At 59.0% G+C, this 22,152-nt stretch carries 17 protein-coding genes; 4 read left to right on the top strand and 13 right to left on the bottom strand.

Annotation, left to right across the window (positions count from 1 at the left end; translation table 11 throughout):
* Positions 1-54: 54 nt before the first annotated feature.
* Positions 55-711: a helix-turn-helix transcriptional regulator gene (locus tag CRI94_RS00980; RefSeq protein ID WP_098073796.1), complete on the bottom strand. Its 657-nt coding sequence runs from the start codon at positions 709-711 to the stop codon at positions 55-57.
* 493 nt (positions 712-1,204) lie between these two features.
* On the opposite strand from CRI94_RS00980, the gene CRI94_RS00975 reads away from it, so the two are divergent.
* The 3 genes from CRI94_RS00975 to CRI94_RS00965 all read left to right on the top strand — a co-directional run bounded on the left by CRI94_RS00975 (position 1,205) and on the right by CRI94_RS00965 (position 4,875).
* Entirely contained in the window at positions 1,205-3,001 is a 1,797-nt protein-coding gene (locus CRI94_RS00975) for an outer membrane protein assembly factor BamB family protein (RefSeq protein WP_179862099.1), read from the top strand.
* A gap of 209 nt (positions 3,002-3,210) precedes the next feature.
* On the top strand, positions 3,211-3,510 hold the full coding sequence (locus tag CRI94_RS00970; RefSeq protein WP_098073794.1) for a putative quinol monooxygenase: 300 nt from the start codon (positions 3,211-3,213) through the stop codon (positions 3,508-3,510).
* 303 nt (positions 3,511-3,813) lie between these two features.
* Positions 3,814-4,875 carry a sodium:calcium antiporter gene (locus tag CRI94_RS00965; RefSeq protein WP_098073793.1) on the top strand — a complete coding sequence of 354 codons (1,062 nt, stop codon included), beginning with the start codon at positions 3,814-3,816 and terminating at the stop codon, positions 4,873-4,875.
* Between the two features lie 267 nt (positions 4,876-5,142).
* On the opposite strand, the gene CRI94_RS00960 is transcribed toward CRI94_RS00965, so the two are convergent.
* The gene (locus tag CRI94_RS00960; RefSeq protein ID WP_098073792.1) at positions 5,143-6,756 is read right to left on the bottom strand and encodes a hypothetical protein; all 1,614 of its coding nucleotides are present in this window, start codon (positions 6,754-6,756) and stop codon (positions 5,143-5,145) included.
* Between the two features lie 804 nt (positions 6,757-7,560).
* Between CRI94_RS00960 and CRI94_RS00955 the strand changes: the two genes are divergently transcribed.
* Entirely contained in the window at positions 7,561-7,845 is a 285-nt protein-coding gene (locus tag CRI94_RS00955; RefSeq protein ID WP_098073791.1) for a hypothetical protein, read from the top strand.
* Between the two features lie 131 nt (positions 7,846-7,976).
* Here the strand turns inward: CRI94_RS00955 and CRI94_RS00950 are convergent, their stop codons facing one another.
* The 11 genes from CRI94_RS00950 to CRI94_RS00900 form a co-directional block, all read right to left on the bottom strand.
* The gene (locus CRI94_RS00950; RefSeq protein WP_098073790.1) at positions 7,977-8,561 is read right to left on the bottom strand and encodes a hypothetical protein; all 585 of its coding nucleotides are present in this window, start codon (positions 8,559-8,561) and stop codon (positions 7,977-7,979) included.
* A gap of 39 nt (positions 8,562-8,600) precedes the next feature.
* Positions 8,601-10,088, bottom strand: coding sequence for an NADH-quinone oxidoreductase subunit N (locus tag CRI94_RS00945; RefSeq protein ID WP_098073789.1), 1,488 nt, complete (start codon positions 10,086-10,088; stop codon positions 8,601-8,603).
* A 133-nt stretch (positions 10,089-10,221) separates the two neighbouring features.
* A complete protein-coding gene (locus CRI94_RS00940; RefSeq protein ID WP_098073788.1) occupies positions 10,222-10,518 on the bottom strand; it encodes a 4a-hydroxytetrahydrobiopterin dehydratase in 297 nt (98 codons plus the stop codon).
* Positions 10,519-10,584: 66 nt separating this feature from the next.
* Positions 10,585-12,237, bottom strand: a complete 1,653-nt coding sequence (locus CRI94_RS00935; RefSeq protein WP_098073787.1) for a complex I subunit 4 family protein — start codon at positions 12,235-12,237, stop codon at positions 10,585-10,587.
* A 61-nt stretch (positions 12,238-12,298) separates the two neighbouring features.
* Positions 12,299-14,299 (bottom strand): NADH-quinone oxidoreductase subunit L, encoded by a 2,001-nt coding sequence (gene nuoL / locus CRI94_RS00930; protein ID WP_098073786.1) that lies wholly within the window; start codon positions 14,297-14,299, stop codon positions 12,299-12,301.
* Positions 14,300-14,427: 128 nt separating this feature from the next.
* A complete protein-coding gene (gene nuoK, locus CRI94_RS00925) occupies positions 14,428-14,733 on the bottom strand; it encodes an NADH-quinone oxidoreductase subunit NuoK (protein ID WP_098073785.1) in 306 nt (101 codons plus the stop codon).
* 108 nt (positions 14,734-14,841) lie between these two features.
* Positions 14,842-15,348, bottom strand: a complete 507-nt coding sequence (locus tag CRI94_RS00920) for an NADH-quinone oxidoreductase subunit J family protein (RefSeq protein WP_098073784.1) — start codon at positions 15,346-15,348, stop codon at positions 14,842-14,844.
* A 469-nt stretch (positions 15,349-15,817) separates the two neighbouring features.
* A complete protein-coding gene (locus CRI94_RS00915) occupies positions 15,818-17,500 on the bottom strand; it encodes a Ppx/GppA phosphatase family protein (protein ID WP_098073783.1) in 1,683 nt (560 codons plus the stop codon).
* A gap of 132 nt (positions 17,501-17,632) precedes the next feature.
* A complete protein-coding gene (locus tag CRI94_RS00910; protein WP_098073782.1) occupies positions 17,633-18,994 on the bottom strand; it encodes a DUF58 domain-containing protein in 1,362 nt (453 codons plus the stop codon).
* Between the two features lie 60 nt (positions 18,995-19,054).
* Positions 19,055-21,010, bottom strand: coding sequence for a YfbK domain-containing protein (locus tag CRI94_RS00905; RefSeq protein ID WP_218919334.1), 1,956 nt, complete (start codon positions 21,008-21,010; stop codon positions 19,055-19,057).
* 97 nt (positions 21,011-21,107) lie between these two features.
* Positions 21,108-22,130 (bottom strand): AAA family ATPase, encoded by a 1,023-nt coding sequence (locus tag CRI94_RS00900; protein WP_098073781.1) that lies wholly within the window; start codon positions 22,128-22,130, stop codon positions 21,108-21,110.
* Positions 22,131-22,152 lie beyond the last annotated feature (22 nt).

Raw genomic sequence — 22,152 nt, 5'->3', positions numbered from 1 at the left:
AGAGTTGTCGATCCGAATAAGGTTATACGTCCAAGTGAATCGATTCCGGGACGATCACGCCTCGCCCGGTCCTTTCGTGTCGACGTGATACGTACAGGCAGCATCGCCACTCGGAATATACGCGCTCCGCTCTACCTCGACGCCCAGGACCGACTCGTAGAAGGCGACCTCCAGGTTGCACGGGACCTGCGTCTGCTTTACAGACTCTGGAAATGGGCAGTTGCATTCACGGATCGTAATCCCATCTGCAGTGCGGTCGATTTTCGGCATGAAGCCTTCTTCCTCCAGGATGTCCCGTAGGAGTTCGACTCGCGCATCGACGTCGTCTTCGCCGACATCCTCTAGCCGTCTCTCGACCCGCTCGGTACGCTCGCCCCAGTAGGATTCGAAAAAGGCGGTCACGAGATCACCAGCGCCCTGATCGTTCAAAAATGTCAGAAGGTCATTCATTAACTCGTCGTCACGCGTCGGGAATAGCACGTTTGCCTTCGCCGTGATCGTGTATAGCAGACTCGGGCGCCCGCGCCCGCTTCGCACCGTCGATCGCTCGACGAGACCTTTTCGCTCCAGGCGTAGCAGGTGCTCTCGAACCGTCGTCCGCGCCATACCGAGCGCCTCCATCCCCTCGTCCAGAGAGAGACTTCCTTTTTGCTTGACAAGTCGTAGCAGCTCACGCCGCGTATCGGACGAAACGAGGTCAAGAGCGGACATAGCATTCGCGGTAAACAAGTAGGATAGCAAGCCGGACGTCGGACAGGTCGCGGATAATGCAATTCGATCGTCCCTTGAGTGTGATCGACGATATAAAACCCTCGACGTCCTTCCTCGAGTGGGTACGCACGATCTGGCGCAGGTATCCGAACCTTTTCATTCATCTGGACCGGAGATTTGGAACGCCACTCGTCCGCTCGGGCCTCTCTAAGGAAGAGTCGTTTTAGAGTCGATGAAGACATCGTGTATGACCTCCTGGAATGTCCGCCGCAGCACCTGGATTGCGCCTCTCTATATGTAGCCTCGTTCGATCAGTGGGCGTATGACATGTCTCGATGAGCAGCGATCCCGTGCAATTGGGTGTGCTCATCCGTCGAGGCTCCCCTCCTCTCTCCCTTCGTTTACATTCGTACAGATGATTGAAAGACTGCGACACACGAACGTGCATCTATGGCTCTCAAGACGCGGACTACACGGCGCTGCCGGCCTGTTCATGCTGTTGCTGCTAACCGGCTGCGGCTCATCGATGCAAAGCACGGTGCCCCAGGAGTGGTCGATGTCAACCGAAGACGTTGACGCTGTCCGTGCCACGCCAACAGGCGAAATTGTCGCCCGGCAACAGAAGGATGCCTGGGTCATGGACGACACCGGACAGCTCATTTACGACGCCCGCGAGAAGAAGGGCCTCGGTGGAATGCTGAAACAGTCGTTCAAAGAGTCAACCACCTTTGCTGGATTCTCCCTCGCCGATTTTGACGGCGAGCAGCTCACAACCGTCGCGATGCCGTCATCCAATGTATTGATGGTGTTCGATAACCGGGAAGGCTCTGACGAGATTCGGTCCGTTGACCTCAGGGATGGCTCCGTTCTCTGGGAGACCTCCGAATTCGACTGGAGCCTGAGCGAGCAGAAGGCGATCGGCGATGCGGCCACGAAGCGGCTTGCCGCCGCCCTGAGCGATGAGAACACAACCGTCGAAGGAGGCGAGCTCTTCAACCGGTACGCACAGAGTCTCGCGGCCGAAGTCCCGGCCATCGACGGCGTGCTAATAAAGGTCAACAACGGCCTCGTCCTTACTGACCCGTCCACCGGCGACATTCGCTGGCGTGCCGACGGAGTGACGGGAACGGGCATCGCCGCCGTTCACTACCTGCCGGAACAAGACGAATTGCTTCTGGCCACAGATCAGACGGATCTAGCACAATGGTCGGAGGACGCGCAGCGCGTGATACGGCTCGATGCTACGAGCGGTGATGTCGTCTGGTCGTCCCCGTACGGAGCCCGCGTTGCCCCACCGGTTCGAGGCATCCGCGTCTTCGACGATGCCGTCATGATCGACATGGACACGGGCGGAACCGAAGCCTACCGTCTCTCCGATGGCTCTCAGCTGTTCAAGTCGTCTGCAACCACCCGATCGACCGACCGGATGGCCACCGCGCTGGGCGGAGAATCGACAATCGGAGGCCGCTTGACCGCGTCCGCCGCTGTCCACGACGGAACCGCGTATGTGCCGCATACGACCAACTTCAAAGCCGTTGGCCGACCGGACAAGATGATCCAGGCCTACGACCTTGCGACGGGCGAGATGACCTGGGAATCGGAGCCAATTGAGGAAGCGGTTGACGTCCGTGGACTGCGATTCGTTGACGGGCGGCTCGTTGCCCACATCGTGAAGGATTCCGCGGGTGGTGATCAGGTTGTTGCATCGTGGGACGCGTCAACGGGCGAACTCGCCTGGACTCGCGGCCTGTCATCCGGCCATGTCCTGCTCACGTCCGCAACCGTTCACGCTGTCACCGACTCCTCGCATAGCACGATCGATCTAGACACGGGTGAGTTCGGCGATGTGACGAATCTCGGGCAGAAGAGTCTCGGAAATGCTCTTGCCGCGATGCCTGCCGGGGACGGCCTGGCGGTCCTCCGAGAATCTGGGATCACGTGGATGAGTGCCGACGGGACCGTGAGCGAGTCGATGAACCTCGGCGGCACTATTGTTCGCGGCCTCTATCCGAGCGAAGAGCGCGTCGGGGACCGTCTGTTCGTTCCCGTGAGCACGAAGAGAATTGGCTCTGCCGTAACGGAAGTTCACGTCATCGACATGGCGGAGCGTACGGAGCGGGCCATCATTCGGAATCTTAGTTTCTCGTCCAACGGCTCAACCGTCTCGACGAACTTCCCGTTTGGGTTCTTCGTGACGAACAACGGCGCGTCTCTGTACGTGCTGGATAAGGATGATCGCGTCGTCTACTACCGTATTCCGGACGGTGCTGTCGCTACACCGGCTCCGTAACGAAACCGAGGCGAATTCACCCCGAGAACGCGAGGCGCCGAATGGGGCGTCTCGCGTTTTTTTGTTGGGGAACGTATCACCGAGCGGTCCCCGGGCCTCCGGCATCAGTCGAATGGAGGAGTATATGCCGATAGTCACAGTTCAGCAGGTACACGCACTGAGGGAAGCCGTTGGGATAGAGTACCTTTTCTCATAGACTCTGATTCGTGATGGCTACAGAACGAAAAGCCCTTCTCGCACGCCTGAACGCAAAGCCTGACAAAGTGGATGAGGTTCGCGACTTCCTCGAGTCCGCGCTTCCCCTCGCCGAGGATGAGGACTTCACCGTGTCGTGTTATGCCCTCCAGATCGACGATACGACGTTTGGTATTTTTGACACCGCCCAGGACGAAGCGGGCCGACAAGCGCATCTCGACGGAGATATTGCCGCAGCCCTCATGGAAAAGGCAGACGACCTGCTGGCCGAGCCGCCGACGATTGAGAAGGTAGAGGTGCTTGCCCATAAATGAAGTAAACCCGCGCTTCCGGTTTATCCTTCCTACCATGTCCCGCTCACCGTCTCGGTCGGCGGGACATGTTGGTGTCGTCCTCGGCCTTGACCCGCGACCCCTCCTTGATCAGGACCAAGACCTCGACTCGACCCTTGACTCCAGAACCACAGTACGACCGATCGTAGGATAAAGCATCCTACTCTCGTACTCCGCTGAATGTGTTCAACGTCGGTCGGCCGGTTTCTGCACATAGAGACGAACCCACTCGCCGGGACCGGCTACAATACGTTACGCTCACACAAGACTTTACACCGCCCCCGCATGGGCCCTGTACAAATCGTTCTCGCGTTCATAGCACTCGCCGCTGTGTCTACAGCTGTGATATGGAAAGCGAGCGGGTGGCTGGAGGCAGCAAGTGAGCGCCTGGCCACATACTATGACCTTCCCCCCGTTATTCAAGGTGCTGTGGTCGTGGCCATCGGATCGAGCTTCCCAGAGCTATCGACTGTCATTTTCTCCACGGTCCTGCATGGTGAATTTGAGCTTGGGATCGCTGCAGTCGTGGGATCCGCGCTCTTCAACGTGATGATCATCCCAGCGCTCTCGAGCCTCACCTCGGACACTGCGCTCAATGCAAACCGCGACATCGTCTATAAGGAAGCGCAGTTCTACATGATCGCAGTCGCGGTCCTGCTCCTCGTGTTTTCCTTCGCCGTCATTTATCACCCAGTCGATGGCGTACCGGGTGCTCTGGACGGGATGGTGACGCGTTCACTGGCCGTCGTCCCGCTCATTATGTACGGCGTATACGTGTTCGTTCAGTATCAGGACACGATCGAATATTCCTCCGGGGTCGACAACGGAGGCATCGCACTGGGACATGAATGGATGCGCCTCACGGTGGCGCTCGGGGCAATCCTCCTCGGCGTAGAAGGGCTCATTCGTGCGGCCATTGGATTCGGCGATGTCCTGGGAACGCCGAATTTTCTGTGGGGCGTCACGGTCGTTGCCGCCGGAACCTCGATCCCCGACGCCTTCGTGAGCATCCGAGCCGCACGATCCGGCAACGCGATCGCGAGCGTAGCGAACGTTCTTGGTAGCAATATTTTCGACTTGCTCGTCTGCATCCCCGCGGGCGTCATGATCGCCGGTGCCGTAACGGTCAACTACTCCATCGCCGCCCCGCTCATGGGCGTTCTGACCGTCGCTACCGTTATCGTCTTTCTCATGATGCGCACGAACCTCGTTCTCACCCGGCCCGAGGCGTGGATTCTGATCGGGCTGTACACGCTGTTCATCGTGTGGATGTGCGTGGAAACGTTCGACGTTGTCGATCTGGTGCCGAGCCTTCCGCCTCCGCCATCGGCATCTTCCCCGCAGTAAGCCCTGTACGGACGAGCTCTCTATCACTGCGCGACTCGTGATACCAAATCTATATGACAACGTCGGATTAACGATCATTTGGATTCAGTATTAGCGACCGACAGTCGCCACAGGTCCTAGACAAACGTGTGGGCTCCCTCCCGTTCGGGAAGAAGCCCACGTGTACACCTCATTACTCGATGTCGCTTGGTCGCGGCCACCGCTTTTCGCATTCGGCATGCGCAAGCCGCGTACGCCGATGCAGCATCCACCGACCGTGGAGTCTTGTTAGAACGTGATCCACGATGTGACCTCAAGCCCCACCTGAACGTTCGTCTCGGAGAAGCCCGGAATGTCTGCGTAGTCACTATCTGTGTACTCTACGTGAGCCACAGGTCCCAGCGCGAGCATCGTTCCGCCGACGATAAATCGGGGCTTAGCTGCTATGCGTCCTCGAACGGTCAGGTTCGAGTTGCCGGTGTCCTGCACGTATCCGAACGACTGGTAGAGCTGGCCGGCCACGCTAAAGATCGATGGTAGACGAAAGAGAACTGTATTTCTGTGGAACGCCGCGTCGACGGTGTAACCGAGTTGTCGACCGTCATCCCGCACCTCCCAGATGTTGACCCGATCCACAAAGTATGTCGGTCCGGCAGCGAGGTGCCACTGGGTGCGACTCGTAAGCAAATGTCCGTGGTCGAAGCCTCCGAGGACGCGAATGCGCTGGTCCCCGCGGCGGAGTGTATTCCGCTGGAACGGGTCGTCTTCGTACGAACCCTCGATCCGGATTTCGAAGCCTGTGGCGTTTCGTTCGCCGAATCGCGCGGCCAGGCTCATTCCATACGGCACGTCGTGATGGTTCCCGGGCGCCTCGTCGGAGATTGCGGCCTGCGTACTCCCGAAGAGTTGAATCTCGTAGCGCTGATTGGGTGACACATTCCACCGCACCGCCGTCATCGCGTCCCCCTTAAAGCGGCGCGCGCTGTATCGCGGTCCCGGCGCACCTGGAAGATCGCTCCGGTTGGGACCTCCGAGACCCGCAAGGGTCGTGATCCACTCGAAACCGGATTCCGACACCTCGGTGAAGGTGACGTTCACGTTGATGGGCTGTAGCGGAAGGTTGTCGACACCCGGTCGCTCACGAAAGACAATCCGATCCTCCGCCGGAGGAGTCGCGACGAGGATAAATCGGACTTGCTCTCCTCCCGGTGCCCGACTTTTCAGCCATCCTCGGAGCTCCCGGGCGTTGTGGAATCGCTGACTCCGAGCGCGGACGCCGGTCAGGGCATTCGTCATCGATGCATCGTACCAGGCTGCAACGTCGATTACGGTTTCGACACCTTGCACCTGCTTGCACGGTGCGGGACGCTGCCCATCCACTGCATGTAGACGCCCGCGTGATGCGACGTCCTCTGCCGATCCCGGCTTTAGTTCGACGCACTCAAGTCCATCGGGTATCGCTACGTCAAATGCGTCTTCCGGCGGCGGACGCAGGATGATCACTTCCTCTTCGATTCGGTCGGTTCCACCGCTTGTCCCTCGGACAGCCTGGTTGCTCACGTCGACGTCGACAATTTGCCCATCCGACACAACCATAGCGTGTTGGAGGTTGATCGCGAACCCAAGCGAACGGTCGCGATACTGGATCGCGTCGAGGTCCTGCGGCCGTGGGACGCGTAGTATGCCTAATGAATCGACACGAATCGGCCGGGCCGCATTTCGTAGAACGCGTTTGTAGAAGACGGATGGCGGCTGCACGATATCGAGTCCGCGCTTGATTTCAATACCGGCGCGCTCGATGCCCGGCTTCACCGGCACCTGAGCCTGCACAGCGGGAACGAAGCAGAGGACGACAACGATAGCAAGAAGTGCCGCCCGGAGAGTGCGTAGAGAGATGGGCATGATGCTGAGACATGTGGTCGAAGGGGACTCGATGCCTCCCGGTACCGTCCAACCCAGCGCTACGACGTTTTGCTGTTGTTAGTATGACGAGCGTTCCGAAGGGAGACGATCGAAGGATACATTTGCTTACAGTCAGCAGGGATCGTCTTCTGACGCATCAATGGACCTTCTCCTCCCCATAACTCAATCGTTTTTCCCCCTCAGAGTCAGGATCTCATATCAGTGAGGGCCCGAGCCAAACAACCCGTCTCGGCGTAAGCACAAGATGATCCATCGCAGCCTCCCCTTCTCGCGTCTCGTAAACAGGACGTGGACTTTCCAATCAATTGTCTTATTTCGTTTGCCTCCAATGATGAATCAGTGCCCAAACGAGCCCGCGCATGAGATTGACTCCGCCCGTGTCTCGTCTCAACACGGCATGCGCCAACGTCTTACACTTGAATCATCCAGACGTATATTCTCCACATTCGTGTTCGACGTCAGAAGGATCGTATGTGACGACATGGTTGTGTAGAGAACCGCTTCATGCCCGGTTAAAGCGGCTATGGGTCCGGCAGGGCGGATTCTCAATCAACGAGACTGTTATTCAACACGTGGAGCAGTCGAGTTTGGCACGCTATTATCAATATGTTAGGCCGAGAAGCCGTCGTCCCAAACCCCCACGTCAATTCAGTGCCACTTCGACCGCACAGTTCAGCATCGGGTCCCGAAAGTCGGTGTCACGAGTCGCCATCCGGTGATCCCATCGACGCGCCTGTCGCTGTTCCGGAGCCTCCCCTCGTTTCGGAAGACCCGAGCGCATACGTGACATCCTTCCCGGTCGACGACGCTGCCGCGCATTTCAGCGGGGCGTGGAGCCCGAACGCAGAGGAACGAATTCGTAGGGCCGTCAACGCGGCCGAACGGCTGCTCTTGCACCACGCCGACTATCCCGTCCCCCCGTTTGGTGCTCGCTGGGTTTGCGTTGTCGACGAGGTGTCCAGTCGCCGCATTTTCCTTGCTCATCGCCTCGGGGCCAACCGGGTTCTTCGGGCCGAAAGCGCCGAAAAGCTCAAGCAGAAGATTTGCGCATTCGCGCTCGGCCATTGATCCGACACGCCACTCGAGGCTGAAGAACCTACGCCCTGCATACGGAAAGCGCCTGCCTCGTCGAGAAGCAGGCGCTTTTTGCTGTACTTCGGTGTGGGTTTCGGATCACAGTGACGCGTAACGACAGCCAATCACGAGTTCGCGTCGTCACCCGGGCTCTCGAGAGCGTCAAGCATCCGGTCCATGTCTGCTTCCGACAGCACCCCGCGGTCTCGTAAACGAATCAACTCATCGCGTACGACGGTCATATCGGTACCAGCACGATCCTCGGGGTCTGGGTTCGAGCCGATTTGAACGCTGCGGGAGATCGCCTCGTCCAGAAATTCAGCGACGTAGTCGGCGGCATCGGGCTGACCGGAGAAGTCCATCACCAGGTCGAACGTGGCCCGCCCGCGGTTCACGGTCAGCTCAACCTTCTTCCCGCCGAGTCCGAGCCAGCGACGTTTGGCGTGTACTTCGATCAGATCCCGGTATCGGACCGTCTGTGGAGCCTCTAGATCCGTGTTCTGGAAGACGAACCGATCGGACGTGAAGACGGCTCCATCCTTCGCGTTGCCAGAAAGCGTCGCGTCGTACAGCGCGACGACATCGCCAGCCCGAACGTGCTGAGCGTAATCCTTAATTGCGTTCTGCACGTGCGTGTCGGGAATATCCGGTCGCACGAACAGCCCCATTTGCGGGGCATGCGGAATTCGATTCTGTATCAGGTCTTCCATTCCCTCAGGCGTTCTCCAATCAGTCAGGGCTCCCTCGAGTTACGGCGTTGCGGCCATCATCCCACTGTCGAAGAATCCGATGGTCATGTCAAGCAGCCCGCCGGAGTAAACACCCAGGACGACGAGGGCGACGGCGCAGACGACGATCGCCGTCGTTGCCGGTGTGCTTGTCAGAGCAAAGGAACTCGGCGTCTCCTGTGCTTCCGGAGTGTCACTCGCCGACTGCATCCAGAAGACGTACACGACCCGCAGATAGTAGTAGGCCGAGATGGCGCTCATCAGGACCGCAATCAGAACGAGCCAGGTAAGGCCTGCATCGACGGCCGGAGCGAAGGCGGCGTATTTGCCCATGAACCCACCCAGCGGCGGAAAGCCCGTCAGGCTGAACATGAAGACGCCCATCGCCACACCGAGGAGGGGTTTCTCGTATCCGATCCCCGCGAGCGAATTGAGCGACTGGACCCGGCCTTCCTTGCCATCCCATTCGAGCATCGCCATCACACCGAAGGCACCGAGGTTCATCAGCGCGTAGATCAACAGATAGAACATGGCGCCAGCATACGCTTCGTTGGTCCCAGCAGCGAGTGCGACCAGGACGTAGCCTGCGTGGGCGATCGAGGAATACGCGAGCATACGCTTCACGTTATCCTGAGCGACCGCGAGAACGTTTCCGATGATCATCGTGATCACCGCGACGGCAGAGAGGACAAGGCTCCACCGCTCATCCGGCAGCGCGTAGAACAGGACCAGGATGAGAGACGCGAACGCCGCAGCTTTAGACGCTGTCGACATGTATCCCGTAAGCGGCGTCGGGGCTCCCTGGTAGACGTCCGGCGTCCACATGTGAAACGGGGCCGCACTCACCTTAAAGAGGAAACCGATAAGGAAGAGCGCCACGCCGGCCCAGAACATGATTGAGCCTTCGGGTACAGCTCCCTGCATCTCCGGAAGGTACATCGTCCCGGTGGCGCCGTACATCAGCGCAATCCCGTAAAGGAAGAAACCGGTCGAGAACGCCCCGAGCAAGAAGTATTTGAGAGCGGACTCGACCGATCCTTCGTCCTCCCGGATCAGACCGGTAAGGACGTACAAAGAAACGGACATCGTCTCGAGCCCGACGAAAATCGACACAAGGCTGTTCGCCGTCCCGAGCATCAGCATTCCGACGGTGGCGAACATGATCATGGCATACACTTCACCATAGCCATGCTTGATGTTGTCCAGATACGGCACGGACAGGACAATCGTGATAATGCCGCTCCCCAGGACAATGAGGTTGATATAAGACGCAAAGCCTCCAGTCCGGATGGACTCGAAGAACGCCGTGCCCGAGGGAGTGCCGAGGTGAGCAACTTCCCAGATCGCAGCGATAGCGAGCGCACCGACTCCGATCCATGGGATGGGCCGATCATTTTCGCTCAGCGACTCCTGCAGGATCATGACCAGGCTGGCCAGCGTGACCAGCGACATGGAAAAGATGGCCGGCAGGTCGGCTGCCATCGTCGAAAAGGCTTGAGAGAGGTCCATTACAGCGGCAAGCAAGTTGGCAGTGAAGAGACGCTATGCCTGCAGTACAGGTCTTACGAGCGCCAGTGCAATGCGCAGCCCTCTCCTCGGTTGGGTTCGCCACCAAGTGGGAGCGCTGCTAAAATGTCGATCGCTACGCGCCGAGCGCGTCGTCGATGGTGCGGGCGAGTTCGATGTCCATGTCCGTCACCTTCGAGCCCGCGTCGTGCGTCGTAAACGACAGCGTCACGGAGTTATAGACGTTTTCCAGCTCAGGGTGATGGTTCGCTTCTTCGGCGTAGAATGCCATCTGGACGATAAACGAGATCGCCTCGCGAAAGTCGTCGAACTCGTAGGTCTTATGGATTGCATCGTTCTCGAAGGTCCACCCGTCGAGGCGTGCGAGTGCATCCTGGATCTCGGCTTCGGAAAGCGGTTCACGGTCCGGCATAGCGTCGGCGTCGGTTGGATGGAAAAGAAACGACTCGGTGCAAGTCAGAGAACAACCCGGAGCGATTTATTCGCCCGATTCGTTCGGGAGTGCGGTGGGGACGCTCGTGGTCCCCTTCGATCCCGTCTCGGGGCCCGCGGGGGTGACGCGAACAGCGCGGCCTTCCTCCATCCCCTCCTGCATGCGCTGCAGTTCAAGCGCATCGGCACGACGCTCCTCAATGGTTTCCATGATAAACGTCGTCGACGGCTCCATCTGCTTCAGGAACGGCGTCGGGAAGAAGCCCATGACGAACATCAGAACGGCGAGAGGCAGCATGAGCGCCAGCTCGCGTCCGTTCATATCGGGCATCGTCGCGTTAGCTTCGTTTGTGAGCTCGCCAAAGAACGTGGCGTACACCATGTACAGGAGATAGACGGCGGCGAGGATGACGCCCGTCGTAGCGAGACCGACGATCACGGGACTCGCGATCACTTCGCTCTTAAAGGTCCCAACCAGAATGAGGAACTCCCCCACGAACCCGTTCAGCCCGGGCAGTCCGGCCGATGCGAGCACGGAGAAAATCATAAACGAGGTTAGCACGGGCACGGATGTCGCGAGTCCGCCATAGTCTTCCATCAGGCGCGTGTGGCGCCGCTCGTAGAGCATACCGACGATGAGGAAGAGAGCACCGGTCGAGATGCCGTGGTTGACCATCTGGATGACAGCCCCCTGCATGGCGATGTCGGTGAAGGCGAAAATGCCAAGCACGACGAAGCCAAGGTGACTCACGGAGGAGTATGCGACCAGCTTTTTCGCATCGGGCTGGACGCGGGCGACGAGAGCCCCGTAAATAATCCCGATGACGGCGAGGATGGCGAAGACGAGCGCCCAGTCCTGCGCGGCATTCGGGAATAGCGGCAGGCAGAAGCGGACGAGACCGTACGTTCCCATCTTCAGGAGGACGCCGGCCAGGATGACCGAGCCGCCCGTCGGCGCCTGAACGTGCGCATCGGGTAGCCACGTGTGGAGCGGGAAGAGCGGCACCTTAATCGCGAACGAGAGCGCGAACAGAACGAAGAGCCACGCCTGCGTCTGAACCGGGATCGTGAACTCCAGCAACTTGAACCAGTCGGTCGTGAAGACGCCCTGATTGATTGCGTTGCCCGCCTCAAAGCCGAGGAACAGGATTGCAACGAGCATCAGTAGCGAACCGACGAGCGTGTACAGAACGAACTTGATCGCCGCATAGATGCGATCTTCCCCACCCCAGATTCCGATGATGAAGTACATCGGGATGAGCGTGAGCTCGAAGAAAATGTAGAAGAGGATCAGGTCGTACGATGCAAAGACACCCGTAATACCCGTCTGTAGAAGCAGGAAGAGCGAGTAATACCCACGATGCTTCTTTTCGATGTACGTCCACGAGGACGCGACCACGATCGGGCCCAGGAGCGTCGTCAGCAGGATCAGGAAGATGTTCAGCCCGTCGATCCCGACGAAGTATTTCACATCGAGGGACGCTGGAAACCAGCCCGAGGCCACATCTGCCATTTGAGGAGCGGCAGCGCTTGCGGCCGGGTCATAGCCCCACCAGAGGCCGAGCGACAGCACAAACGTGAGCAGCGTCGTACCGAGCGCCGTCCACCGGATCGAGGATACGTTGTTCTGCAGGGCCACGGCGAGTGCACCGAGAGCCGGCAGAAAGATGACGATGGACGTGAGAAGAGGAATCTCCATGTTCAGTAGCAGTGCGTTGAGGCGGCGCAGGGACAGAGGGCGGAACGAAAACGATGGGCGGTCAACCGCCGAACAGCATCAGTCCGATGACGAGAACGACGCCGAAGACCAGAGCGAGCGCGTAGTTCTGCACAACACCCGTTTGAATGCGGCGAAGTAAGCTGCTGGACTCCTGCGTGGCGCTGGCGATACCATTCACGGCACCATCGACGATTTTGCTGTCGAACGGGGCGAGACCGTCGCGGGAAATCTGATTGATGAGCGCTTCGACCACGACGTTGTTGTAGAAGTCGTCCCATCGATACTTATTCTCCCACAGCTCGTACAGTCCGCCGAAGCGCGCCTTCAGCGACTCATCAAAGGCAATGCCTTGCGAGAGATACACGTTGCGAGCGTAGAAGAAGACGCCAACAGCAATCACGCTGCTAAGTCCAATCAGCGCCCACTCGATAGGAAGCGACACGTGGCCGGCGACACTGGCTTCGGCGACCGGCCCGCCGTAGTCCGCGCCGAGGTAGTGGTGAATCCAGTTCCATTCGCCGTGTGCGATGACGGCGGGCAATCCGAGAAATCCGGTGAGGACCGAGCCCGCTGCCAGAATCCAGAGCGGCACCGTCATTCGCCAGGACGATTCGTGCGGGTGTATCTTGTCGGCCATCGGCCAGCGCTCTTCGCCCATGAACGTGAGGTAGTACGACCGGGTCATGTAGAACGCGGTCAGCGCAGCGGTCACGATACCCACGACCCAGACGAACCAGGCGTAGGTGTTGCCGTCGTAGCCGTACTCAAACGCCTTGAACAGGATTTCGTCCTTCGAGAAGAACCCGGCGAGAAGTGGAATGCCCGAGATGGCGAGCGTGGCGATGAAGTACGTCCATCCGGTGGACGGCATGTACTTCTGCAGGTTACCCATTGTCCGCATGTCCTGCGGGTCGAAGTCGGACACATCTTCCCCTTCGTGCTCGAGATCGTGTTCGACGTGCTCCATCGAGTGTATGACGGAGCCAGAGCCAAGGAAGAGGCAAGCCTTGAAGAAGGCATGGGTGAGGACGTGAAAGATCGCGACGAAGAATGCGCCGACGCCGGCGGCCATAAACATGTAGCCGAGCTGCGACACCGTCGAGTACGCCAGCACCTTCTTAATGTCATTCTGCGTGATGGCGATCGTGGCCGCCATGATCGCAGTGAGGGCACCGGTGATGGCGATGATGGCCATCACAATTTCGGTTTCGAGGACGATCGGAGACATGCGAGCGAGCAGGTAGAGCCCACTCGTCACCATCGTCGCGGCGTGAATCAGAGCCGACACGGGCGTGGGGCCGGCCATGGCGTCCGGGAGCCACACGAACAGCGGAATCTGGGCGGACTTACCGGTGGCTCCAATGAAGAGCAGGAGCACGATATAGTTGATCGTGTCCGTTGAGAGCACCGAGGCCGCATCCGAGAGGAGCACATCGAAGCTGAGGCTCCCGAGCTCGCTGAAGATGAGGAACATCGCCATCAGGAAGGCGAAGTCGCCGATGCGGTTGACGATGAATGCTTTGTTTGCGGCTGCGCTGTTCTCAAGGTCTGTGTACCAGTACCCGATCAACAGGTACGAGCACAGCCCGACGCCTTCCCAGCCGAGGAACAGCACCGCGAGGTTGTTCGCCAGCACCAGATTGAGCATGGCGAAGATGAACAGGTTCAGGTAGGCGAAGAAGCGCCAGTACCCGGAATCCCCGTGCATGTACCCCGTCGAGTAGAGGTGAATCACGCCACCAACGCCCGTAACGATGAGCGTCATGATGAGGGATAACTCATCGATGCGGTATGCGAAATCAAGCGTCAGGTCGCCGGCCTGCATCCACGTGAAATAGTTGACGGTCACGGGATCGCCGCCGTAGCTGGCGAACAGGTAGACCGTGATCGCGAATGGAATCACCACCATCGACGTGCCGATCGTGCCGATGAGGCTCTCTCGTTTCCGAAGTGCCGGCATAAAGAGCGGCAGGACACCGAGGAGGACGGCCCCCGTGAGGGGCAAGAGCAGAATGAGGCGAACGAGGAGGTCGTGACTCATGGACGAAGCCGAGTGACGAGTACGTGTGGAGGAGAGGCCCGACCGTCGGGCAGGATGCTACATGCGTCGGTCGTCGGTGCGCAGGCGGAATCTTAGTGCCCACGCCCCATCAGACCAGCAGAGATCGTCTAGAACTTGAACAGATTGATCTCCGTGATGTCGACCGTCAGCTTCCGACGGAAGATGGCAATCACGATCGCGAGACCCACGGCGGCCTCCGCGGCCGCAACGGCGATCGTAAAGAAGACGAGCAACTGCCCGTCGGGGTCTCCCATCGACTGACTGAGAGCGACGAGCGTGAGGTTGACGGCATTAAGCATCAACTCTACCGACATAAGCAGAACGATCGCATTCCGCTTGAACAGCACGCCGAGCGTACCGATCGAGAAGAGGATCGCACTGAGGCCGAGATACCAATTGAGAGCGACTTCCATCGCGGAGAGAAGGGTTTTAGTCGTTTGTTGCCTTTGGTGCGTCGCCGCCAGCTACTCGATTCCAGGGACAATTCTCTGGAAACCGGAGCCGACCGGCAACAAACCAGCTTATTGAAACCGTTTCTGTGCAAGCATGACGGCGCCCACCGTGGCCGCGAGCAAAAGGACTGCGGCGACCTCGACGTGGAGCGCGTAGCGCGTGTAGAGATGTTTTCCGAGCAACTCCGCGCTACCAGTCTCTGCGGTCGCTTCCATGGCTTCCATCGGAAGATCGAAGCCGCTGGCAATGACGTAGAGCAGCTGCGAAAGCACCACAACGCCCAGTGCAAAGCCCGCTACCATGGTCCAGTTGATCTCCTCTAATCGAGGTAAAGCCTCAAGATTGAGGAGCATAATGACAAACAGGAATAAGACCATGATCGCACCGGCGTAGACCAGAATCTGGATGACGCCGATAAACGTCGCGTTCAACGTGAGATAGAGACCCGCCACGCAGAACAGATTCAGTACAAGCCAGAGGGCGCTGTAAACCGGGCTACGTGAAATGAGCATCCCGATAGCGGCAACGACAGCTACCGTTGCCAGCAGAAAAAACATGAAAGGTGCAGCGGCCATGAGCCCGATCGGCAAATCTGAGTGGTCGTGGGTGCAGGTACGGAGTCCGACAACAACACGAGGTCCCGCAGTACAGGGATCGTGGCTCACGCCTCAAACGGTCGCGTCATCCTGCGAAGATCACGCCGTAGCGCAGAACGGGCCGACGGGTCGGCCCCACATTCATCGACGCTACGTGTCCAAAGCGTCGCCCGGTTGCGGAATTCGGCCGTTTCGCAGGCACAAACGTAGCGCACCGGGCGTCGGATCGTACAGACGGCAAGGTAGCGAAGGGGCATCGTAGGGGCAACATTCAGGGGGGTTAAGCCCGGATGAATACGAACCCTCGCGTGGTCGTCCGCCCTTCGCTAGCGCTCCGTGCAGATGGGACCGGAAATCTGCTCTTCGATGCCATCACTTTTCGCCCTCCCTCCTTCCTCTCTTTACCTCACATTGATCTCAGACCGGGGCGTTCTGTGGAATCAGGCGCTCACTCGCTGGATGCAGGAACGGCATGTGTGACCGGGGCTGGACCCATCTTTATCCCGTCGCCCTCGATTCGTATGTCCTTCTCTTCGATTGATACGTCGATGCCAAAGACCTCTCGGAAAAGCCCGGACTCCTCCCCCGCTGCCCAGATTTCGAGCTCTGGATCGCCCTTTGAGTCGAGAGCAATCGTCAGCACGTCATCCGTCAGGTCGATTTCCAGTGCTGCGACATTCTGAAAGTGGCTTCGATCTAGTCCTTCCGCGATCCGAAGGATTCCTGCAAGCTGCCGAACGCGTTCTCGATTGGGTTTGCTGAGCTTACGGAATCGCTTGTGCCTGCTCTCATCCGGAAACGACTTCCGGTGATAACGAGCCACAAGCGCGAGGATTCGCTTCTCGTCTGGCTGAAACCCCTGCAGATCCGAATGCTGAATGAGGTAGCGGGAATGCTTGTGGTGGCCGGAGTGGCTAATGTGGTAGCCGATGTCGTGCAGGATCGCAGCGTACTCCAGTAGTTCGACGTCTGACTTTGGGCCGTTATATCGGTCTTTCAGGACATCAAACAGAAACGTCGCCGTGGCAGCAACATGCTGCGCGTGTCGTTCCTCCCAGTCGAAGCGGAAGGCGATTTCGTGGACACTCCGCCGGCGGACATCTGAAAACGGGGCCAGCTTTCGAATCCGAGTGTAATTCTGTCGGATGAAGTGGTCGACCATCCCCTCACGCAGAGCATTTGCCGACGTCTTGATGTGCGTTACAGACGGCAGTTCATCCAGGATCGTGTCGAGCAAGACGGCGCCGGCACCGATCTGGTCGACACGCTTTGGATCAATATCTGGGTGCTCTACCCGTCCCTCTGCATCAGAACGGATGACCCAGTGCAGCGCCTCACGATACGGATCGACGTCGAGCACCTGCTGGAAAACCGTACGATCGTCATCACCATGCGTGCCCACACAAAGCCGTCCCAAACTTTTGGCCGTACCAGAGGACCCGACAATCGCGGTTACGCCGTGAGAGCGAGCAGCCTGCAACACCGGCTCCATTACCGAGCGGTAGTGTTCACGCATTGCTGTCTCGTCTGCCTCGGAGAGCGGGTCCGAGTGGACGAATCGCTCAGTCATGCGAGCGGCCCCGAGCTTGACGCTCCGGGCAAACGCAGGCTCTCTTCCATCGACGACGATACATTCGACGCTCCCGCCTCCGATGTCGATCAGCAAACTGGGTTCGTCCAGGTCGACCGCCCGTCGAATCCCGAGAAAGATGAGCTCCGCCTCCTGTTCGCCGCTGATCGGACGGATTTTGAGTCCGACCTCTCGCTTCACTCGCTCGATGAAGTCGCCCCCGTTCTTCGCCTCTCGAATCGCGCTGGTTGCGTAGGCGAGAAATTCGCGCGTGTCCCACCCTTTAGCCAGCGTGTAAATCCGCTTCAGCGCTTGCAGTCCGCGGTCCATCGCGTCCTCCGGCAGCTGGTGGTCCGCGAGCCCGGACTGCCCGAGCCTCACCATTTCCTTCATCCGATCCACAACCTTGTATGTCCCGTTCGGATAGGCGTCCACGATCACGGCATGAAACGAGTTCGTACCGAGATCAATGACGCAAATTCGCACCGGAGAGGACTGATAGCGCGTCTGATACGTCGTGTCCGGCACGAGAAGGCAGGCGGCACGCTGCTGGGCTGGCATAAGAGGCGAAGCGATGTGTGAGGAGGGCGACTCCGAAGATCGTACCAGTTGCAATGTACAATACGATGAGCGAAAACCCATCGTAGGAGTCAGATGATTTTTCTCTTCATGCCCCCTCCCCTGTCCCGCCGCCTACACGACGCCACGGGCTTTCAGTTCGAGATACTTATTGATCGTTTCCGTAGACAGATTCTCTGGTCGCGTGTGCACGGCGTAGATTCCTCTTTGCTCAAGTTCGCGAATGATCTCGCTATGCTCATTCGCAAACTTTTCAGCAATCGTATGCACGTAGACCTCCTCCATCGTCTCGGCATTGCTGGCCAGGAATGTGTCGAGCTCCGTATTCTCGAAGAAGATCACCACGACCGTGTGGCTCTTTGCGAGCGCCTGAAGGTACGGAAGCTGCCGCTCCAGCGACGTCTTCGCCATGAAGTTGGTGAAGAGCAGCAGGAGCGCCCGCCCCCGAACATTTCCTCGCACGTATGCCGCAAGTCGCTCGTAGTCGGGCTCCTGGTAGTTCGTGTCAAGGTGGTAAAGCCCCTCCTGGATCTGCTGCATCTGAGCATTCCGGCGGGAGGCAGGGACGACCGGTCCAATGGTGTCAGAGAAGCCGATGATTCCGGCGCGGTCCTGCTTCATAATCGCTATGTTCGACAGCACCAGTGCCGCGTTGATGCTGTAGTCGAGGAGCGTCATCCCATCAAACGGCATTCGCATCACTCGACCGGCGTTGATCAGACTGTACACCGGCTGGGACCGCTCCTCCCGATACTGGTTGACCATCAGGTCGCCGCGTCGTGCCGACGCCTTCCAATTGATCGTGCGGTAATCGTCGCCCGTCACGTACTCGCGGATGTGATCGAATTCCATCGTATGCCCGAGCTGGCGGACTTTCTTCACACCGATCTCGGTCAGGCGGTTGGACGCCGCGAGTAAGCTGTATTTGTGCATCTGAATGTACGATGGATACACCGGCACAGTCGCCTCCTCCGCGCAGCGAAAACGTCGCTCCACGAGCCCGAGAGGCGATGTAGCCAGCACGTTCACCACGCCAAAATCGTACTCTCCTCGCTCTGTCGGACGCACACTGTAGCGAACAGTCCGGCTCCCGCCCGGCGGTACACTCACGCGAATCGACATGTCTCGCACCTGCAGTTGGGCAGGCAGTTCATCCACCACCGTCAGCTTTGCCAGGAATGGATACGTACTCCGAACCTGCGCTGCGATCGGGTTCTGATCCCCGTTGGACAAACGACGCGCAACCGTTCGTTCTGCCGACACCGTTCCCGTCCCGTAGATCAGCGCGACGTCACCAACGACCACGGCAACCGCAACAACAAGCACCGGATCGGTGAACGAACGAATCGCTGGAACGAAGAACGCCAAGAAATACAGACCGGCGACGCCGACGAGGAGCAAATAAAACCGCCGGGTCACATAAAACGACCGGAGAACATTGAGGGCGGATGACCAGACGCGAGGAAGGAGCGACACGTGAGACGGCGATTGAATCGAATTACCGAGTGGTTGATTCAGCAATAGACGGCACAGGCGCTACGGACTGGACTCTGTGTCGCTGGCTCCGGTCATGCGTCGATAGTCTTCGAGCATCGAGATGAACCCGGCCCGGTACCCGTCGGGGTCGTCGCCGCGACCCGCCTCTGCCAGTTCGCGCACTCTTGCCAGTGACAAATCGCCGCTGTATTCCGAATCGCGAAGCAGCATCCCGAAGCCGGCGACCGCAGAGGCAAAACTGAGTTCCGTCGACATGTTTGCGTTTGGCTCCGGAACGAGGGCCTCAGAAATCAGCTGACTCGAGTCCGCGTCCGGTCGCTTGTAGCGAAGGTTGAGCGTGAGCCACTCGTCGCTCGATGCGGCATTGCTCGGTTCCCGGTCCTGGTACTTGAGCTCGCCGCGGCTCGGGGCGAGGCTGTCTGCGCCGGGCGGGACAAGTTCGTAGAGCGCCGTGACGTGATGACCGGCGCCGAGTTCGCCCGCGTCCTTTGTATCATCCGCGAAGTCCTCATCGTTCAATCGGCGATTCTCGTAGCCGATCAGCCGGTAGGCGCCCACGTGGAGTGGATTAAACTCGACCTGCAGCTTCACGTCCTTCGCGATCGTCTGCAGCGTCCCACCGAGTTCGCTGACCAGCACCTTTCTCGCCTCTAGCGCGGAATCGATGTAGTGATAGCTCCCGTTTCCGTGGTTCGCCATCTGCTCCATCTCGCTATCCTGAAGGTTACCGGTCCCAAAGCCGAGCACCGTCAGGAAAACGCCTGTTTCCCGCTTCTCCTCCACCAGTCGCGTCATCTCGGCGTCACTTGACGGCCCGACGTTGAAGTCCCCATCCGTTGCAAGAATGACGCGGTTGATGCCGTCAGGGTCGAAATGCGCCTCCGCCATCGCGTATGCTGCTTGGATGCCAGCCTGGCCAGCCGTCGACCCACCTGCCTGCAGATCGTTTAGTGCAGCGAGAATGTCTTCCTTGTTGCTGCCGTTCGTTGGTTCAAGCACGGTTCCACTCGCTCCCGCGTAAACCACGATCGAGATGTGATCTTCGGGACGCATCTGTTCGGTGAGCAGGCGAAAAGCCTTTTTGAGCAGAGGAAGCTTGTCCGGACTCTGCATCGACCCCGATACATCGAGCAGGAAGACCAGATTGCTCGGCGGACGCTCGGCAGCGGGAATTTCCTTCCCCTGAATCCCGATCCGGAGCAGCGTATGGGCGTCGGCCCAGGGCGCGGTCGCTGTTTCCATCGATACAGCGAAGGGCTGATCGCCACGAGCGTCCGGTGCCGGATCATCGTATGGGAAGTAGTTCAGTAACTCCTCGATCCGAACCGCGTCGACCGGCGGGCGCTCTCCGTTCCGGATGAAGCGACGAACGTTACTGTAAGCCGCCCCGTCCACGTCGATCGAGAAGGTAGAAAGTGGTGCCTCTGCAGCGCGTCGAAAACCGGTCTCTTCAATTCGAGCATAGCCTTCGCGATCTGTCGGAGGCCGGTATCGAGAGGGAGATGGAACCAAAGCTCTCTGACCCTGGACCTCGATTTGGCGTCGCATCTGCATCCGCCTCTGATCGGCTGCTCGCTGCTCTCCGTCGAGCTGGATCGTCTCATCGTGCGGAAACTCCGCGTCCTTCGCCTGAGGCATCAGGCGAAATTGCAACTCGACGTTCGATGTCTCCGACACCCTCGCTCGCTTCGTGCTGGAGACGTACCCTTGCATCGCAGCGGTGACGCGAACGGTCCCGGCGGCAATACCCTGGAAGCGAAATGCCCCGGTCGAGTCCGTCGTGGTCTGAATCCCGCGCTCCTCAATCGTGATCGTCGCCCCGACGAGGGCGTCGCCTGTCTCTCCATCGACAACGGTGCCGTGAATCACGCCTTGAGCGACTGGCCACGTGCTGTCGCGATACGCGAGAACAGCGTCCGTCCCGCTCATGAAGCCAGTAAGCAGAAGAGAGATAGCAACGAGGAGTACGAAACCGATCGATTGGTATCGAAGCATGGGACTTCCGGATTGGGGAGAGAATCGATCCAGCGCATTCACATCGCGCAGGCGAGATGAAGAACGCGAGAAGGGACTCGATTCGTATGTGTTTGGATCAGCGGGGCACATCGACCTCATCGAGCACGCGTCGGATGACCGCATCGGTCGTCTTGCCTTCCATCTCCTGCTCCGGTGTCAGCATCAGGCGGTGGCGAAGCGCCGGAAGGGCGATGGCCTGCACATCATCGGGGGAAACGAAGTCGCGGCCACGAAGCACGGTAAAGGCCTTAGCTGCATTGAGCATGGCAACGGACGCACGCGGCGACGCACCGAGCGAAAGCATCCGGTGTTCTCGCGTATGGTGCGCGATTTCCGCAATGTAGCGCATGAGGTCTATCTCGACGTGCACATCCTGCACCAGGGCACGAAATTGCGAGAGCGTCTCTGCGTTGATGACGGGCTCGATCTGTTCGATGGCATCCGGACCGCGCCCGACGTGGTGACCGCGCAGAATGTCCACTTCATCATCTAGGCCGGGATAGTCAACCTGGATCTTGAAGAGGAACCGGTCGAGTTGCGCCTCCGGCAGTCGATAGGTGCCCTCGTGCTCCAGGGGATTCTGCGTCGCGAACACGACAAAGGGCGTATCCAACGGCCAGGTCGTGCCATCCGCGCTCACCTGCCGTTCCTCCATCACCTCGAAGAGCGCGGCCTGCGTCTTCGCCGGCGCCCGGTTGATCTCATCGATCAACACGACATTGGAAAAGACGGGGCCTTTCCGGAACGTGAACTCGGTCGTTTTGGGGTTGAAGACCGATGTCCCGAGCACATCGCTCGGCATCAAATCCGGCGTAAACTGGATTCGCGTAAAGTCAACGTTCAGCGCTCGCGCAACGAGACGGGCCGTGAGCGTCTTGGCAACGCCCGGTACACCTTCGATCAGGACATGCCCATCCGCGAGCAACGCGGTGAGGAAGAGATCGACCATGTCCGTTTGGCCAACCAGGATCGTTCCGATCTCGTCCCGGATCCGGTCCACGGCATCAGAAAGCTCGGTTGCATCGATTCGGGAGGACGGCAACGCGGACTCGTACGATGAGTCGTTCGGCGAAGGGGATTCTGCAGAGGGCGTTTCCATAAAAGGGTTGGGGAAAGCAGGA

This window comes from Longibacter salinarum, from assembly GCF_002554795.1.
GTDB lineage: Bacteria > Bacteroidota > Rhodothermia > Rhodothermales > Salinibacteraceae > Longibacter > Longibacter salinarum.
This window is presented reverse-complemented; position numbering and strand designations above follow the sequence as displayed.

What these genes read in the sequence shown, in the direction of transcription:
- CRI94_RS00980 (WP_098073796.1), bottom strand. Translation starts at nt 711, where the DNA reads ATGTCCGCTCTTGACCTCGTTTCGTCCGATACGCGGCGTGAGCTGCTA.
- CRI94_RS00975 (WP_179862099.1), top strand. Translation starts at nt 1,205, where the DNA reads ATGCTGTTGCTGCTAACCGGCTGCGGCTCATCGATGCAAAGCACGGTG.
- CRI94_RS00970 (WP_098073794.1), top strand. Translation starts at nt 3,211, where the DNA reads ATGGCTACAGAACGAAAAGCCCTTCTCGCACGCCTGAACGCAAAGCCT.
- CRI94_RS00965 (WP_098073793.1), top strand. Translation starts at nt 3,814, where the DNA reads ATGGGCCCTGTACAAATCGTTCTCGCGTTCATAGCACTCGCCGCTGTG.
- CRI94_RS00960 (WP_098073792.1), bottom strand. Translation starts at nt 6,756, where the DNA reads ATGCCCATCTCTCTACGCACTCTCCGGGCGGCACTTCTTGCTATCGTT.
- CRI94_RS00950 (WP_098073790.1), bottom strand. Translation starts at nt 8,561, where the DNA reads ATGGAAGACCTGATACAGAATCGAATTCCGCATGCCCCGCAAATGGGG.
- CRI94_RS00945 (WP_098073789.1), bottom strand. Translation starts at nt 10,088, where the DNA reads ATGGACCTCTCTCAAGCCTTTTCGACGATGGCAGCCGACCTGCCGGCC.
- CRI94_RS00940 (WP_098073788.1), bottom strand. Translation starts at nt 10,518, where the DNA reads ATGCCGGACCGTGAACCGCTTTCCGAAGCCGAGATCCAGGATGCACTC.
- CRI94_RS00935 (WP_098073787.1), bottom strand. Translation starts at nt 12,237, where the DNA reads ATGGAGATTCCTCTTCTCACGTCCATCGTCATCTTTCTGCCGGCTCTC.
- nuoL (WP_098073786.1), bottom strand. Translation starts at nt 14,299, where the DNA reads ATGAGTCACGACCTCCTCGTTCGCCTCATTCTGCTCTTGCCCCTCACG.
- nuoK (WP_098073785.1), bottom strand. Translation starts at nt 14,733, where the DNA reads ATGGAAGTCGCTCTCAATTGGTATCTCGGCCTCAGTGCGATCCTCTTC.
- CRI94_RS00920 (WP_098073784.1), bottom strand. Translation starts at nt 15,348, where the DNA reads ATGGCCGCTGCACCTTTCATGTTTTTTCTGCTGGCAACGGTAGCTGTC.
- CRI94_RS00915 (WP_098073783.1), bottom strand. Translation starts at nt 17,500, where the DNA reads ATGCCAGCCCAGCAGCGTGCCGCCTGCCTTCTCGTGCCGGACACGACG.
- CRI94_RS00905 (WP_218919334.1), bottom strand. Translation starts at nt 21,010, where the DNA reads ATGCTTCGATACCAATCGATCGGTTTCGTACTCCTCGTTGCTATCTCT.
- CRI94_RS00900 (WP_098073781.1), bottom strand. Translation starts at nt 22,130, where the DNA reads ATGGAAACGCCCTCTGCAGAATCCCCTTCGCCGAACGACTCATCGTAC.